The 15,553-nt window shown below is 71.7% G+C and carries 11 protein-coding genes; all 11 read left to right on the top strand.

All coding sequences use genetic code 11. The features are described from left to right. Window positions 1–61 precede the first annotated feature (61 nt). The 11 genes from P8A18_RS14840 (at window position 62) to tmk (ending at window position 15,438) form a co-directional block, all read left to right on the top strand. Entirely contained in the window at window positions 62–415 is a 354-nt protein-coding gene (locus P8A18_RS14840) for an STAS domain-containing protein (RefSeq protein ID WP_003967428.1), read from the top strand. Window positions 416–682: 267 nt separating this feature from the next. Beyond that, on the top strand, window positions 683–1,153 hold the full coding sequence (locus P8A18_RS14835) for an ATP-binding protein (protein ID WP_018551162.1): 471 nt from the start codon (window positions 683–685) through the stop codon (window positions 1,151–1,153). Window positions 1,154–1,577: 424 nt separating this feature from the next. After that, window positions 1,578–2,210, top strand: a complete 633-nt coding sequence (locus tag P8A18_RS14830) for a small secreted protein (protein WP_306054958.1) — start codon at window positions 1,578–1,580, stop codon at window positions 2,208–2,210. Between the two features lie 122 nt (window positions 2,211–2,332). Continuing rightward, complete coding sequence (locus P8A18_RS14825) at window positions 2,333–3,883, top strand: DUF7059 domain-containing protein (protein WP_306054955.1); 1,551 nt, start codon at window positions 2,333–2,335, stop codon at window positions 3,881–3,883. Continuing rightward, window positions 3,880–4,887 carry an ArsR/SmtB family transcription factor gene (locus P8A18_RS14820; protein ID WP_306054953.1) on the top strand — a complete coding sequence of 336 codons (1,008 nt, stop codon included), beginning with the start codon at window positions 3,880–3,882 and terminating at the stop codon, window positions 4,885–4,887. Before P8A18_RS14825 ends, P8A18_RS14820 begins: the two co-directional genes overlap by 4 nt. A gap of 99 nt (window positions 4,888–4,986) precedes the next feature. Beyond that, window positions 4,987–6,306, top strand: coding sequence for an ABC transporter ATP-binding protein (locus P8A18_RS14815; protein WP_306054950.1), 1,320 nt, complete (start codon window positions 4,987–4,989; stop codon window positions 6,304–6,306). Continuing rightward, a complete protein-coding gene (locus tag P8A18_RS14810; RefSeq protein WP_306054948.1) occupies window positions 6,303–7,094 on the top strand; it encodes an ABC transporter permease in 792 nt (263 codons plus the stop codon). Before P8A18_RS14815 ends, P8A18_RS14810 begins: the two co-directional genes overlap by 4 nt. A 164-nt stretch (window positions 7,095–7,258) precedes the next feature. Next, window positions 7,259–8,113: an ABC transporter permease gene (locus P8A18_RS14805; RefSeq protein WP_306054946.1), complete on the top strand. Its 855-nt coding sequence runs from the start codon at window positions 7,259–7,261 to the stop codon at window positions 8,111–8,113. 181 nt (window positions 8,114–8,294) lie between these two features. After that, window positions 8,295–8,492 (top strand): hypothetical protein, encoded by a 198-nt coding sequence (locus P8A18_RS14800; protein ID WP_018551169.1) that lies wholly within the window; start codon window positions 8,295–8,297, stop codon window positions 8,490–8,492. A 337-nt stretch (window positions 8,493–8,829) separates the two neighbouring features. Then, window positions 8,830–11,679 (top strand): type I DNA topoisomerase, encoded by a 2,850-nt coding sequence (gene topA / locus P8A18_RS14795; protein ID WP_306054943.1) that lies wholly within the window; start codon window positions 8,830–8,832, stop codon window positions 11,677–11,679. 492 nt (window positions 11,680–12,171) lie between these two features. Beyond that, a complete protein-coding gene (gene tmk, locus P8A18_RS14790) occupies window positions 12,172–15,438 on the top strand; it encodes a dTMP kinase (protein WP_306054941.1) in 3,267 nt (1,088 codons plus the stop codon). Window positions 15,439–15,553 lie beyond the last annotated feature (115 nt).

Here is a 15,553-nt window from a genome sequence, read left to right as displayed (position 1 = left end):
CCCCCGGCTCCGTCGGGGAGACCGAGGGGCGACCGCTCGATAGCAAGGTGCTGGAGGATCCGTGGACCTGTCCTTGTCGACTCGCAATGTGTCCGGCCCTGGTGGCGACCGTACGGTCGTCGAGGTCGGTGGCGAGATTGATGTGTATACCGCGCCCAAGCTGCGCGAGCAGTTGGTCGAGTTGGTGAATGACGGCAGCTACCACCTGGTTGTCGACATGGAAGGCGTCGACTTTCTCGACTCCACCGGCCTCGGCGTGCTTGTGGGCGGCTTGAAGCGCGTGCGCGCCCATGAGGGCTCGCTGCGCCTGGTGTGCAACCAGGAGCGCATTCTCAAGATTTTCCGGATCACCGGTCTGACCAAGGTGTTCCCGATCCACACCACGGTCGACGAGGCCGTCGCGGCCACCGACTGACCTCCGGTCTGCCGCCGGGCCGGTTCCATGCCGGTCCGGCGACGGTCGGGGCGACGGCGGCCTCGGTGAAGGTCCGCCGGTGCGATGGCCCTCGTTCCGTGGTCGCCGGTGATGCCGACGGCCGGTGTCCGGCGTCGGCCGTCACCCGGTCGGCGGTCTGTGGCTGACTTATTTGTCAGCCGCCCGACCCGTCGGAGACAGAGCCAGAGGCTCGGGGCCGTGGGGCCCGTTTCTGGCATGCACATACGTACGTTCGAGGGGGATCGCATGGCCACCGTTGAACTCCGCTTCAGCGCCCAGCCCGAACACGTCAGGACCGCCCGTCTCGTGGCAGCGGCCGTGGCGCGCCGGGCCGGGGTCGACGAGGCCGTGCTCGACGAGGTCCGACTCGCCGTGGGCGAGGCGTGCAGCCGGGCTGTTGGGCTGCACCGCAGTCATGGCATCACGGCCCCTGTCGCGGTCTTCCTGATCGAGGAGGAGAAGGCGTTCTCCATCGAGGTCGGTGACGAGGTGCCGGGCCCCGGCGCGGACGGCTCCGTGCCCGGTGGGGTTTCCGGACGGCGCGGTGTCGTGTCCGGCGGAGGGCTCGACCAGCCCGAGCCGGAGACCGATGACGAGGACGAGATGGGCCTCGCGGTCATCAGCGGTCTCGTCGACGACGTGGAGGTCAGGTCCGGCGCGGACGGCGGAGTGATCCGGATGACCTGGCCCAAGACGCCGGTGGCCGTACTGCCCTGAGCCGAGCGCGCCGGTTCGGCCGGGCGGCCCGTTCACGGGCAATGCCTGAGTCGGACGCGCGGGACGGCCTGTGCTGCCCTTTCGTGGGGCTGCGTCAGGCCTCCGAGGCCCTGCTGAGCAGGGCCTCTTTTTTCGCTCTCGTGAGTAATGAGGGATCAGATGAGCCATCAGTAGTGCGTCTACTGAGCGATGTTGATGTCGCGTCAGTCGGTCGGGTCGCCATGCGGCATCTGTGGGTGCCTCGTACGGGTGACTGATCGCTCGCGTGTTCCCGTTGGTGGGGGCCGTGTGGGTGAGTTGTATCTCCCTCCTTTCGCTTGGTGCAAATGGCTGCAAAAGCTGTCCTACCGGACGACTGGCACCCGGATGGAGGGCGTTCGGCGTGTAAGTTCCGGGGCCGAGAGCCTTGGAAGGGACCAATCCGGTGAACAAGAAGCTTGCAGCCGCGCTGTCCGGCGGTGCGGTACTGGTACTGACGCTGTCGGGCTGCAGCGACGACAGCGACGACAAGGTGAACGACTGGGCCAAGAAGGTCTGCGACCAGGTCCAGCCGCAGTTGCAGAAGATCGCGAACGCCAACGCCTCCATCCAGCAGCAGACGGCCGACAACAGCAAGCCCGCCGATGTCCAGGAGACCGACTCGGCCGCCTTCCACCAGATCTCGCAGGCGTACAAGGCGCTGGGTTCCGCTGTCGAGTCGGCGGGTCCGCCGCCGGTCGACGACGGTGAGACCACGCAGAAGGAGGCCGTGAAGGAGCTCAATGCCTCCTCCACCGCCTACGCGAAGCTGCAGAAGAAGGTCGACGCCCTGGAGACGAAGGACCAGGCGAAGTTCGCCGACGGCCTCAAGGGAATCGCGGACGAGCTGAACAAGATCAGCACCAACGGCGATCAGGCGCTGAACAAGCTCCAGTCCGGCGAGGTCGGCAGCGCGATGGCCAAGCAGGAGGGCTGTCAGAAGCCCACCGCGTCGGCCTCGCCCTCGACCGGTTCCTCGGACGACTCCGAGCCGTCGAAGGAAGCGTCGCCGTCCGTGTCGCCCAGCAAGAAGTCGTAACCGGCGGCCGAACGCCGTGGCCGGAGCGACGGCCGGCGCACCTCGGCCGAGCGGCCCGGCACGCCCCTGGAACGCGCGGGGCGGTGGCCGGGCCGCTGCCGTTGTCAGTGGGACCCCTCACAATGGGTCACGTGAGTAAGACCAGCCTTTTCGCAGCAGACCTGCCCGCGGCAGACCACGCGCCCCGGCTCCGCGAAGCCCTGCTCGCGGCCGCCTTCACCGCCGACGGGCTCCTCGACCTGCTCGGCGCGCCCGCCTACGCCGCGCTCGCCCGCAGCGAGACGGTTCCGGCGCTGCGCGCCACGCGGGGCGAGGCGCCGCTCGACACGCTGGTGCGACTCTTCCTGCTCCAGCGCCCCGTCCCGGCGGGGCGGGCCGCCGCCGTGCTCCCGCTGGCGGAGTGTGTGGCGGACGGCTGGCTGACCGAGAAGGACGGCGAGGTGCGGGCGACCGTCGACGTGCGGCCGTACGGCGGACCGGACGGCCAGGACTGGTTCATCGTCTCCGACCTGGGCTGTGCGGTGGGAGGCGCGGGCGGTATCGGCTCGCGCGAGAAGGGCGTCGTCCTCGGTATCGGCGGGGCGTCCACCACCCTGGCCGGGATCACCGTCCGCCGGCCCGTCGCCTCCGCCCTCGACATCGGCACGGGCTCCGGCATCCAGGCGTTGCACGCCGCCCAGCACGCCACGAAGGTCACGGCCACCGACCTCAATCCGCGCGCCCTCGCCTTCACCCGGCTCACCCTCGCCCTGTCCGGCGCCGCCCCGGCCGAGCTCCGCGAGGGCTCCCTGTACGAGCCGGTCGGCGACGAGACCTTCGACCTGATCGTCTCCAACCCGCCGTTCGTCATCTCGCCAGGCGCGCGGCTCACCTACCGCGACGGCGGTATGGCCGGCGACGATCTGTGCCGGACCCTCGTCCAGCAGACGGGCGACCGGCTCAACGAGGGCGGATTCGCCCACTTCCTGGCCAACTGGCAGCACACCGAGGGCGAGGAGTGGCAGGACCGGGTGCGTTCCTGGGTGCCGGACGGCTGCGATGCCTGGATCGTGCAGCGCGAGGTCCAGGACGTCACGCAGTACGCCGAGCTGTGGCTGCGCGACAGCGGGGACCATCGCACGGACCCGGCGGAGTACGAGGCGCGGTACGACGCCTGGCTGGACGAGTTCGCGGCCCGCCGGGCAAACGGCGTCGGCTTCGGCTGGATCACGCTGCGGAAGTCCGCCGCGGCCGCAGCCGGTGAGCCCTCCGTCGTGATCGAGGAGTGGCCGCACGCGGTGGAACAGCCGCTCGGCCCCGCCGTCGAGGCGCACTTCGCCCGCCAGGACTACCTGCGGGAGCAGGACGACGCGGCGCTCCTGGCCGCACACTTCACCCTGGCCGCCGAGGTGGTGCAGGAGCAGGTCGGGCTCCCCGGGGCGGAGGACCCCGAGCATGTGGTGCTCCGTCAGAACCGTGGCATGCGCCGGGCGACGAAGGTCGACGCGGTGGGCGCGGGGTTCGCGGGCGTGTGCGACGGCTCACTGCCCGCCGGTCGCATCCTGGACGCCATCGCCCAGTTGATGAACGAGGACCCGGTGCTGCTTCGCGACCGCACCCCCCAGGCCATTCGGCTGCTGGTCGAGGAGGGTTTCCTGGATCCGCTGCCCCCGGGTGGGCAGGTGGCCGGATGATCCGGATCGAACTGGACGAGGCGTCGCTCGGCGCGACCCGGATCGCCATCAGCCCTCTGTGGGACGCCTTTTGCAGCCTCCATCTCGCGATGCCGCACCGCCACCCCTCCCGCCCCTACGAGGAGTGGGTGGTGCGGGCCCGCGAACTGCTGAGCGAGGACGATCGGACGCATGCGCTCCGGCTGCTGATCGACGGCCCGCACCAGTTCCCGGACTTCATGCTGCCCCGGCCGGTCGGGGCGTCATCCGTCGAGACGGAGCTCGACACGATCCGGGCCACCCCTGCCGACGTCGTACGGGCCGGGGTCGCCCAGCACTACGAGGGGCTCCAGGACCACCCGCACGTACGCCCGTACGTCGCCGACCCCGAGGCCGCCTGCGGGGCGCTCGCCGATGCGTATGCCGCGTACTGGGAAGGAGCGATGGCCGCGCACTGGCCCGTCATGCGCCGCCTGGTCGAGGACGAGGTGCTCATCCGGGCCCGGACCTTCGCCACCGAGGGGGTGGACGCGCTCTTCGCCGGGCTGGAGAGCCGGGCCAGGTGGGAGCCGCCCGTCCTGGAGCTGACGAAGCACATCGACGCGGAGTACCGGGCGGGGGAGCGCCGGCTGCTGCTCGTGCCCCTCGTCTTCGCGGAGGGCTGCCGGCTCTACTCCACCGACGACCCGGATGTCCTGACGGTGTCCTTCCAGGCCCGGGGCGCGGGCGCGCTGCGCGAACGAGCCGCGGAGCGGGCCGACAGCGGTGATCGGCTCGGGCTGCTCCTGGGAAAGGGCCGGGCCTCGGTCCTGCGACAGCTCGGGGGACCCCTCACCACGGCCGGGATAGCCGACCGGCTGGGGCTCGCGCCGAGCACGGTCTCGGAGCACCTGTCCGTCCTCGCCGACGCCGATGTCGTCACCCGGCACCGAATAGGACGCAGCGTGTACTACCACCTCACCGACACCGGCCGCGCCCTCCTCGCGCTGCTGTCGGGGGAGGACGTGCTGCGCGCGGTGTCCTGAGGGGCGCGGACAGGCGGAGGCGGGCAAGGGGCGGCCGGACGATTCGGGAGGTTCCGAATCGATGGCGGGGGTGGCGGGGCCGGGCCTAACGTCCGCGCCATGCTTGCGATCGAGGCGAAGAACCTGCGCCGCACCTACACCAGCCGGACCGGCTTCCTGCGTCCGCGCCGCACCGAGACCGAAGCCGTGCGCGGGGTCACCTTCGAGGTGGCGCGCGGTGAGCTCTTCGGCCTCCTCGGGCCCAATGGCGCGGGCAAGACCACCACCATCAAGATGCTCAACACCCTGCTGCTGCCCACCTCCGGTACGGCCCGGGTGCTGGGACACGACGTGGCGTCCGACCCCGTCGCCGTGCGCCGCAGGATCGGCTACGTCTTCGGCGGTGACCGGGGCCTGTACGACCGGCTCTCCGCCCTCGACAACCTGCGCTACTTCGCCGAGCTGTACGGCGTCGAGCCGCGCGACCAGAAGCGGCGGATCGCCGAACTGCTCGATCTGGTCGGCCTCGCCGGGCGGGAGAAGGAGCGCGTCGAGGGGTACTCGCGGGGCATGCGGCAGCGGCTGCACATCGCGCGCGGCCTGCTGCACCGGCCCGATGTCCTGTTCCTCGACGAGCCGTCGATCGGCGTGGACCCGGTGGCGGCCCGCGATCTGCGCCGTACCGTCGCCGACTTGCGGTCCTCCGGCACCACCGTGCTCCTGACCACGCATTACATGGCGGAGGCCGATGAGTTGTGCGACCGGATCGCGGTCATCGCGGGCGGCACCATCCGGGCCCTGGGCACGCCGGAGCGGCTCAAGTCCCGTGTGCGGGAACGCGACGTCCTGGAGATCGAGGCGTACGGGGCGGGCGAGGACCACCTCGAACGGATCCGGGCCGTGGCGGGCGTGCACGGCGTGGCCGCCGAGGACAGAGGCAGCCGACAGGCCGTCATCGTGCAGACCGAGCACGGCGCCGACCTGCACGTCCAGGTGCTGGCCGCGCTCGAAGGCGTTCGCGTCGGACGGGTCGTCACCCGCGAACCCACGCTGGAGGACGCCTACATCGCGATCGTCGAGGAGGCGGAGGGCGGGGCGGACACGTCACCCACGACAGGCGGGGCGTGCGGGCCGGACGGCGCACCCGAGTCTGACGGCGCACCCGAGTCGGGCCGCGCACCGGAAACGGGTGGCGGCGTGCCTGGGCCCTTCGGGTCCGTACCCGCCGGGCCCGCGCCTGCCGACTTCGCGCCTGCCGGCTCCATGCCCGCCGGGCCCACGCCTGCCGACTTCGCGCCTGCCGGCTCCATGCCCGCCGGGCCCATGGACGTGGCGGTCTCCGGGGCGGCTGCCTCGGGGGGCGCGGACGCAAGGACGGTTGAGGACGTGCGGGTGGAAGCGGCGGAGGCCGGGCGGGTTGATGGGGAGGTCGTGGCATGAGGGTTGGCAGGGCCCTGCGCCTGACCCTCGTCGGGGTGCGTACCCACGTCTCGTACATGAGCCGTTCACCGCTCGAAATCACCTTCGCCGTCCTCGTGCCCCTGGTGTACGCGACCCTCTCCGTCTACCTCTTCCGCGCTGCGGACGACCCCGACCGACTGCTCACCGCCGCCGTCGGCGCCGGGCTGATGGGCATCTGGTCCTCGGTGCTCTTCGGGTCGGGCGGAGCCGTACAGAATCAGCGCTGGCTCGGCACACTGGAGACGCTCGTCGCCTCGCCGACCCCGCTCTCCCTCGTTCTGCTGCCCATCACCCTGGCCACCGCCGTCATCGGCACCTACGCCATGGGCGCGACGGTGATCTGGGGGGCCGTGCTGTTCGATGTGCCGCTCGATTTCGCGCACCCGGTGCTCTTCCTGCTCGCCGTCCCGGTCTGTGTGCTCTCGCTCGGGATGATGGGGCTGCTGCTCGCCGCCACCTTTGTGCTGCTGCGCAACGCGAACGCGCTGGCCAACCCGCTGGACGCGCCCGTGTGGCTGTTGTCCGGGATGCTCGTGCCCATCACCGTGCTGCCGGACTGGACGCGTCCGTTGTCCTGGGCGCTCCCCACCACCTGGGGCTCCCGGGCGGTGCACGCGGCGACCTCCGGCAGCGCGGGAGCCGGTGAGGTGCTGGCTCCCATGGGCGTGTCCCTGACGCTCGGCGCGTTGTACGCGTTGCTCGCCGTCCTCGTTCTGGGGCGGGTCGAACAGCGTGCCCGCGCCGCCGCGACCCTCTCGCTGGCCTGACGCCCGGCCGGACGGGCTCGACGACGCCCCCATGGCCGGACCGCTGGACGGTCCGGCGGCGCGATACCAGGCCCGGCGCGCATGAAACCGGTGCCGAATCGCGCGCAGAACCGCTCCTCGAACTGCCTCCCGAACGCTTCCCGCCCCACCCAGGAGTTGCCCGCATGCCCGCCCGTACACCGTTCCTGGACCCCGGCCCCGCACCAGCGGACCGGTCCCCGCGTCTCTACCGTCGGATCGTTTCCGCATGGCGGCTCGTCGTGATCGGCGGTGCCCTTTCCTACCGGGCGCTCTTCAACTGGACGACGCCGCCCATGTTCATCGGGACCCTGCTGGTCGGCCCCCTGCTGCAACTCCTCTTCTTCGTGTTCCTGGGCCGGCAGCTCCAGGTCGCCGACGACCGGTTCTATCTGCTCGGCAACGCAGTGATCTCCGCCTCGACCGCCTGCGTCTACGGCGGCACGATGGCCGTCGCCAACGAACGGCGGTACGGGACGTTGGGCGCGGTGCTGCTCAGCCCGCGGAACCGGGCTCCGCTCTGGTTCGGACGCGCGCTGCCGTATGTGCTGAACGGCCTCCTCATCAGTGTCTTCACGCTCTCCGCCGCCTGCCTTCTGCTCGGCCTGCGCATTCCGGTTGCGGCCCTTCCGGGGCTCGGCGCGGTCCTGCTCGCCGCCTCCGCCGGGTGTTCCGCCTTCGGCCTGGCCCTGGGGGCGCTGGGGCTGCGGTTCCGCGATGTCTTCCTCGTATCGAACGTGGCCAGTTCCGTGCTCCTGCTGCTGACCGGCGCCAACGTGCCCCGGGAGACCCTGCCGGGGTGGATGCGCGCACTCGGGGACGTGCTGCCACTGACTCACGCGGCCGACGCAGCACGTCAGTTGTCCGCCGGGGCAGGGCTCGACGGCCGGGGCGTCGCGGCGGAACTCGCGACGGGAGCGGGGTACGCGCTGCTCGCCGTCGTACTGCTCGCGGTGTTCGAACGGGGGAGCAGGCGGCGCGCCACGCTGGACGTGATGTGAGGGACGCGGGGCGGCGGCCGGCGTGTGAATCCGGCCATGGCCGGACCCTGCCCCTCTGCCGTCCTGTCGGCGGGCCCTGCTGTTCACCCCGTGTTGGCGTCCGCGACGCCGTGCGGTGGGAGCCTCCGTGAGAAATCGGGGGTGGCCCGGGGCAAGCCGGGGAAGAGGGAGGCGTACGGATATGGAGAGCGGGCCCGCTGTCTTCGCCGGAACGGCGTTCGTGCTGTTCGGTGCGGCACTGCTGCTGTGGACGGGGGCGCGCGTGCTGCACCGCGCGCCGGTGGCGTACCGGGTGAGCCCCGCCGTTTCCACCGCACTCGCCACTGTGTTCGGCGTACTTTTCCTCGTCCTCGGGGTGTGGTGCCTCGGCCGCGTCTGAGCCCGCGCCCGCAGCGCGCGACCGGTCCCGCTCCGTCGGCATGCTCCCTGCGGCCGCTGGGAACACGCCCGGGACGTCCGCCCCTCGTCCTCGACGTCCGCAGGACGGCCAGGACGCCGCCGAAACCCGCAGGCAGCGGCCGTGCGCACAGCGGACCGAGTGGGCCGGGCGGCAGGAATGGCGGAAGTCGGGTTACCGTTCGAGTGGCCGTTGCGGGCTTTCGCCGTTTGACACGGGGGCGGGTTGTACCGTCACACTCCGCAGCGACAGCACTGTCGGCAGCGCCCCTCGCGCTGCCCTGATGCCCACCGAGCGTCGACCGGAGAGAAGAGCGAAGTTGTCCCCGACCAGCGAGACCGCACAGGGCGGCCGCCGACTCGTCATCGTCGAGTCGCCTGCCAAGGCGAAGACGATCAAGGGCTATCTCGGCCCCGGATACGTCGTCGAGGCGAGCGTCGGGCACATCCGCGACCTCCCGAACGGCGCCGCCGAGGTACCGGACGAGTACACCGGCGAGGTGCGCCGGCTCGGCGTGGACGTCGAGCACGACTTCCAGCCGATCTACGTCGTCAACGCCGACAAGAAGGCCCAGGTCAGGAAGCTGAAGCAGCTGCTGGCCGAGTCCGACGAACTCTTCCTCGCCACCGATGAGGACCGCGAGGGCGAAGCCATCGCGTGGCACCTTCAGGAAGTGCTCAAGCCCAAGGTCCCGGTCCACCGGATGGTCTTCCACGAGATCACCAAGGACGCGATCCGGGCCGCCGTCGCCAATCCGCGCGAGCTGAACCAGCGCATGGTCGACGCCCAGGAGACCCGCCGTATCCTCGACCGCCTCTACGGCTACGAGGTCTCGCCGGTCCTGTGGAAGAAGGTCATGCCGCGGCTGTCGGCCGGTCGCGTCCAGTCCGTCGCCACCCGTCTCGTCGTCGAGCGGGAGCGCGAGCGCATCGCCTTCCGCTCCGCCGAGTACTGGGACCTGACCGGCACCTTCGCCACCGGGCGGACCGGTGACGTCTCCGACCCCTCGACGCTCACCGCCCGCCTCAGCGCGGTCGACGGGCGCCGCATCGCGCAGGGACGTGACTTCGGTCCGGACGGGCAGCTCAAGTCCGCCTCCGGCCAGACGCTGCACCTGGACGAGGCGAACGCCCGCGCGCTGGCCGCCGCGCTCGCCGATTCCGCGTTCGCCGTGCGGTCCGTCGAGTCGAAGCCGTACCGCCGTTCCCCGTACGCCCCCTTCCGTACGACGACCCTCCAGCAGGAGGCGAGCCGGAAGCTGGGCTTCGGGGCGAAGGCCACCATGCAGGTCGCGCAGAAGCTGTACGAGAACGGCTTCATCACCTATATGCGTACCGACTCCACGACCCTGTCGGACACCGCGATCTCCGCGGCCCGAGCCCAGGTGACGCAGCTGTACGGGGCGAACTACCTGCCCGACAAGCCGCGCACGTACGCCGGCAAGGTCAAGAACGCGCAGGAGGCGCACGAGGCGATCCGCCCCTCCGGGGACCGTTTCCGTACCCCGGCCGAGACCGGTCTCACCGGCGACCAGTTCCGGCTCTACGAACTGATCTGGAAGCGGACCGTCGCCTCCCAGATGAAGGACGCGGTCGGTAATTCCGTCACCGTCAAGATCGGCGGCCGGGCGAGCGACGGCCGGGACGCCGAGTTCTCCGCGTCCGGCAAGACGATCACCTTCCACGGCTTCATGAAGGCGTACGTCGAGGGCGCCGACGACCCGAACGCCGAGCTGGACGACCGTGAGCGGCGGCTGCCGCAGGTCGCCGAAGGCGACGCGCTGTCCGCCGACGAGGTCACCGTCGACGGCCACGCGACGAAGCCGCCGGCCCGTTACACCGAGGCCTCGCTGGTCAAGGAGCTGGAAGAGCGCGAGATCGGCCGCCCGTCGACGTACGCCTCGATCATCGGGACGATCCTCGACCGCGGCTACGTGTTCAAGAAGGGCACGGCCCTCGTGCCGTCGTTCCTCTCGTTCGCCGTGGTCAACCTGCTGGAGAAGCACTTCGGCCGGCTCGTGGACTACGACTTCACGGCCCGCATGGAGGACGACCTCGACCGCATCGCGCGGGGTGAGGCCCAGTCCGTGCCGTGGCTGAAGCGGTTCTACTTCGGTGCGCAGGAGGGGGACGAATCGGCCGGTGCCGGAGCGGCCTCCGACGCGGGCAACGGCGACGGCGACCACCTCGGCGGGCTCAAGGAACTTGTCACCGACCTCGGTGCGATCGACGCCCGGGAGATCTCCTCGTTCCCCGTCGGCAACGACATCAAGCTTCGTGTCGGGCGTTACGGCCCGTACATCGAGCGGGGCGAGAAGGACGCCGAGGGCCACCAGCGCGCGGACGTCCCCGAGGACCTGGCCCCCGACGAGCTGTCCGTCGAGTACGCGGAGGAGTTGCTGGCCAAGCCGAGCGGCGATTTCGAACTCGGCGCGGACCCGGTGAGCGGGAACCAGATCATCGCCAAGGACGGGCGCTACGGGCCGTACGTCACCGAGGTGCTGCCCGAGGGCACGCCGAAGACCGGCAAGAACGCGGTGAAGCCGCGGACGGCGTCGTTGTTCAAGTCGATGTCGCTGGACACGGTGACGCTGGCCGACGCGCTCAAGCTGATGTCGCTGCCGCGGGTGGTCGGCGAGGACGCCGAAGGTGTCGAGATCACCGCACAGAACGGCCGCTACGGCCCGTACCTGAAGAAGGGCACGGACTCGCGGTCGCTCACCTCCGAGGACCAGCTCTTCGACATCACGCTCGAAGAGGCGCTCGCGATCTACGCGCAGCCGAAGCAGCGGGGCCGGGCCGCGGCCAAGCCGCCGCTGAAGGAACTGGGCACCGACCCGGTGAGCGGGGCGCCGGTCGTCGTGAAGGACGGCCGCTTCGGGGCGTACGTCACCGACGGGGAGACGAACGCGACGCTGCGCACCGATGACAGCGTCGAGGACATCACCCCTGAGCGGGGGTACGAGCTCCTCGCCGAGAAGCGGGCCAAGGGGCCGGCGAAGAAGAAGACGGCGAAGAAGGCCGCGGCCAAGAAGGCGCCCGCGAAGAAGGCCGCGGGGGCCGCGAAGAAGACTGCGGCGAAGAAGACGACGGCGAAGTCCGCGGTGAAGAAGGCGGCCGTGAAGAAGACGGCTGGGGCTGTGAAGAAGGGTGCGGCTTCGGAGGACTGAGGTCGCGGGCCTGCGGTGGGTGGGGCGGCTGGGGGTGTGCGTCCGCCGGGTGCGGCGTCGAGGGTGGGCGCCTGCGGCGGGCTTCCCCTCCCCGCCCCTTCCCGGAACCGGGGCTCTGCCCCGGACCCCGCGCCTCAAACGCCGGCGGGGCTGGTAGGTGGGCGGGGTTCTGCCCCTGGTTTCGCGCTTCAAGCGTCGGCGGGGCTGGTAGGTGGGCGGGGTTCTGCCCCTGGTTTCGCGCTTCAAACGTCGGCGGGGCTGGTAGGTAGGCGGTCCTGCCCCGGACCTCGCGCTTCAAGCGTCGGCGGGGCTGGTAGGTGGGCGGGGTTCCGCCCCGGGCTCCGTGCCTCAAGCGTCGGCGAGGCTGGAGGGTGAGGCTCTGCCCGGGGGGCCGCGTGGCAAACGTTGGTGGGGGCTCGGGTTTCGTGGCGTTGCGGGCGTATGTTCGGATGCGGGACGCGAGTGGGGGGAGCGTCCCGATAGGCTGGGCGGATGACGCGAGCCGAGCAGCCTACGGTCGTGAGCCCCACCTCCGACACACTTGCCGCAGACTCACGCGAGCGCGCCGTACGAGCCCTGTTGCGTGTTCCCCCGCTGAAGCGGTTGTGGAGCGCCCAGCTCGTCGGCAGTACCGGCGATGCACTCGCCCTTCTCGTGCTGGTGTTGCTGTCGCTGCAAGCGGCGGTCCTTGAGGGCTCATTCGGGTCCGGATACCGCGGGGCGGCCTTCGCCGTCGCCGCCGTGTTCGGGGCCCGGATTATTTCCACCCTGCTCTTCGGAGCCGTACTTCTGGGGCCTTTGACGTCCCTGACCGCACCCGGCGGGCCGCTCGACCGGCGATGGCTGATGATCGGGGCCGACGGGCTGCGGCTCGCGCTGCTGGTCGTCGCGCCCCTGTGGATCGACTGGACGCCCGCCAACGCGCTCACGATGATCCTGGTCACCGTCTTCGTGACGGGGGCCGCCGAACGCCTGTGGACGATCGCCAAGGAGAGCGCGGCCCCCGCGCTGCTGCCCGCTCCGCCGATCGAGGGCGCCGCCGTGCGCCCGCTGCCGGACCACCTCGGCGCACTGCGCCGGCTCTCCCTGCGTACGGACTTCGCGGCCGTCCCCCTCGCCGCGGCCGTTCTGCTGGTCGCCACGGTCATCGGCAATCTGCTGGGCTCCGGCCTCGACTGGTTCTCCTTCCACCAGGCGGCCCTCGGCTCGTACGTCGCGGCCGGTCTGTTCTCCGCCTCCATCTCCACCCTGTACTTCCTGCAACTGCCCGGTACGCAGACGCCCCGCCCGCGCTCGCCGCTGGAGGGACTGCGGCGGCCCTCCGCGGGGAACGGCCCCGACAAGGGCCGTACCGGAGCCATTCCGCTGATCGTCGCCACCTGCGCGGCCGTCGCCGGAGTCATCGCCGCGGCGGCCGCGGTCGCCGTGCTGCACGCCACCGATCTCGGCGGCGGTCCCGTCACCCTGGCCCTGCTGATCCTCGCCCTGACCGGCGGTACCGGAGTCGGTATCCGTACCGCGCAGAAGGTGCTGCCGACCCTGTCGCGGCGGCGGCTGCTCTCACTGGCCACCGCCGTCACGGGCATCGCCCTCCTGGCGATGGGCCTGGTGCCCGACACCGCGACCGTCGTCCTGCTCGCCGTACTCGCCGGGTACGCGGCGGGCGTCGCCGCGAACACCGGTCATGTCCTCGTCGACCAGGAGACCGAGGAGACCCGCCGTACCAGGACCGCCGAACACCTCCAGGCCGTCGTCCGCGTCCTGATAGCACTCGGTGCGGTCGGCGGCCCCCTGGTGGCCGCGGCCATCGGCACCCACCGGCTGACCGTGGGCGACTTCGTCTTCGCCCACGGCGGCGCGGCGTTCACGCTCATGCTCGTCGGCGCCCTGCTGCTGCCTGTCGCCGCGATCGTCCTCGCCAAGACCGACGACCGCTCCGGCGTACCGCTGCGGCGTGACCTGCGCGAGGCACTGCGCGGCGGCGACCCGGCGGTCGCACCCGCCGCGACCGGCTTCTTCCTCGCCCTGGAGGGCGGCGACGGAGCGGGCAAGTCCACCCAGGTCGAGGCGCTCGCCGAGTGGATCCGGGCCAAGGGTCACGAGGTCGTCGTCACCCGTGAGCCGGGCGCGACCCCCATCGGCAAGCGGCTGCGCTCCATCCTGCTCGACGTGTCGTCGGCCGGGCTCTCCAACCGGGCCGAGGCCCTGCTGTACGCCGCCGACCGCGCCGAGCACGTCGACTCGGTCGTCCGCCCGGCTCTGGAGCGCGGCGCGATCGTCATCTCCGACCGTTACATCGACTCGTCCGTCGCCTACCAGGGCGCGGGCCGCGATCTGGCGCCGACCGAGATCGCCCGGATCTCGCGCTGGGCCACGGGCGGACTCGTCCCGCACCTGACGGTGCTCCTGGACGTCGCCCCGGAGACCGCCAGGGAGCGGTTCACCGAGGCACCCGACCGGCTGGAGTCCGAGCCGCCCGAGTTCCACGCCCGCGTGCGCTCCGGCTTCCTGACCCTGGCCGCCGCCGACCCGACGCGCTACCTCGTGGTGGACGCCGGCCAGGACCCCGAGTCGGTCACCACCGTCGTACGCCACCGGCTCGACCAGCTCCTGCCGCTCTCCGAGGCCGAGATCAAGGCCCGCGAGGAGGCTCGCAAGGCCGCCGAGGAGGAGGCCAGGCGCCGCGCCGAGGAGGAGGCCGCGCGCAAGGCGGAGGAGGAGCGCCTGGAGCGCGAACGGCAGGAGCAGCTCGCCAAGCTCCGTGCCGAGGAGGAGGAGCGCAAGCGCCGCGAGGAGGAGGAAGCGCGCCGCCGCGAGGCCGAACGACAGGCGGAGGAGGCCCGGCAGCGTGCGGAGGAAGCCCGCCGGGTCGCCGAGGAGGAAGCCAGGCAGCGTGCGGAGGAGGCCCGCCGGGTCGCCGAGGAGGAGCGGGCCCGCCGCGAGGCCGAGGAAGCCGCCTACGAGGCCGAACAGGCCCGGCTGCGCCGCCAGGCGGAGGAAGACGCCCGGCTGCGGGCGGAGGCCGAGGCCAAGCGGCTGGAGAAGCAGCGCAAGGCCGAGGAGGCCCTGCTGCGTGCCGAAACCGCACGTCGGCAGGCGGAAGCGGAGGCGGAGGCCGTCGCGGAGCGGGCCCGTGTCCAGGCCGCTCAGGAGGCGGAGGCGGCCCGGCTGCGGCAGGAGGCCGATGAGCGGAACTCCCGGGACTCCTCGCCGTCCGGACCCGACAACGAGCTGACGGTGCCCACCCCGATCGTCAACCCGAACGAGGTCACCCAGCCGGTGGCCTCTCCGGTGGACCGGCCGTCCGACGAGGCCGAGACGACGATGCTTCCGAAGTTCTCGGACGCGCCCGAGGCCCCCGGTTCCGCCGACGAGACGACGGTGCTCCCGGCGGTGCGGGACGCGGGCGAGGACTCCGGACCGGGTACGGGCCGGGGCTCCGGCCACGGTGGCGCACGGACGTCCGACCCCGCCGACCGGGTACCGCGCGGCATCTTCCGGGACGAGCGCCCGGCCGGCCCCGCGGAGGGCGAGAACGAGCGCACCCGCGAGCTGCCGCAGATCACCGACCCGCACGCGGACCCGCGGCAGGCCGAGGACCAGCAGCCGCGTTCCCGCCGGACCCGGCGTCCCCGCCCCGACTGGGCGGAGGAGACCCCGCTGGACGACCTGCCCAGCCTGGCCGACGAACTGCTGGGCGGTCATGACGACGAGGGCCCGGAGCCCTCGGGCGGACGGGGACGACGGCCGCGGCGCTGAGCGGTTGAGTGTCGCTGAGCTGCTGAGCTGAGGCCGTTACTGAGCTACTGACCGTGTTGAGCGGCTGGGTCGCTGACCGGAGTCGGGAGTTCGGTACGGCCCCGAGTCCGGGTAC

It is taken from the genome of Streptomyces sp. Mut1 (assembly GCF_030719295.1).
In the GTDB taxonomy this organism is placed as follows: Bacteria; Actinomycetota; Actinomycetes; order Streptomycetales; family Streptomycetaceae; genus Streptomyces; species Streptomyces castrisilvae.
The sequence above is the reverse complement of the archived record's forward strand: the minus strand, read 5'-3'. Positions and strand labels throughout refer to the sequence as shown.

Bases quoted from the DNA above. Each gene is read 5' to 3' on its own strand.
- P8A18_RS14835 (WP_018551162.1), top strand. From the start codon at position 683: ATGGCCACCGTTGAACTCCGCTTCAGCGCCCAGCCCGAACACGTCAGG.
- P8A18_RS14825 (WP_306054955.1), top strand. From the start codon at position 2,333: ATGGGTCACGTGAGTAAGACCAGCCTTTTCGCAGCAGACCTGCCCGCG.
- P8A18_RS14820 (WP_306054953.1), top strand. From the start codon at position 3,880: ATGATCCGGATCGAACTGGACGAGGCGTCGCTCGGCGCGACCCGGATC.
- P8A18_RS14815 (WP_306054950.1), top strand. From the start codon at position 4,987: ATGCTTGCGATCGAGGCGAAGAACCTGCGCCGCACCTACACCAGCCGG.
- P8A18_RS14810 (WP_306054948.1), top strand. From the start codon at position 6,303: ATGAGGGTTGGCAGGGCCCTGCGCCTGACCCTCGTCGGGGTGCGTACC.
- P8A18_RS14805 (WP_306054946.1), top strand. From the start codon at position 7,259: ATGCCCGCCCGTACACCGTTCCTGGACCCCGGCCCCGCACCAGCGGAC.
- P8A18_RS14800 (WP_018551169.1), top strand. From the start codon at position 8,295: ATGGAGAGCGGGCCCGCTGTCTTCGCCGGAACGGCGTTCGTGCTGTTC.
- tmk (WP_306054941.1), top strand. From the start codon at position 12,172: ATGACGCGAGCCGAGCAGCCTACGGTCGTGAGCCCCACCTCCGACACA.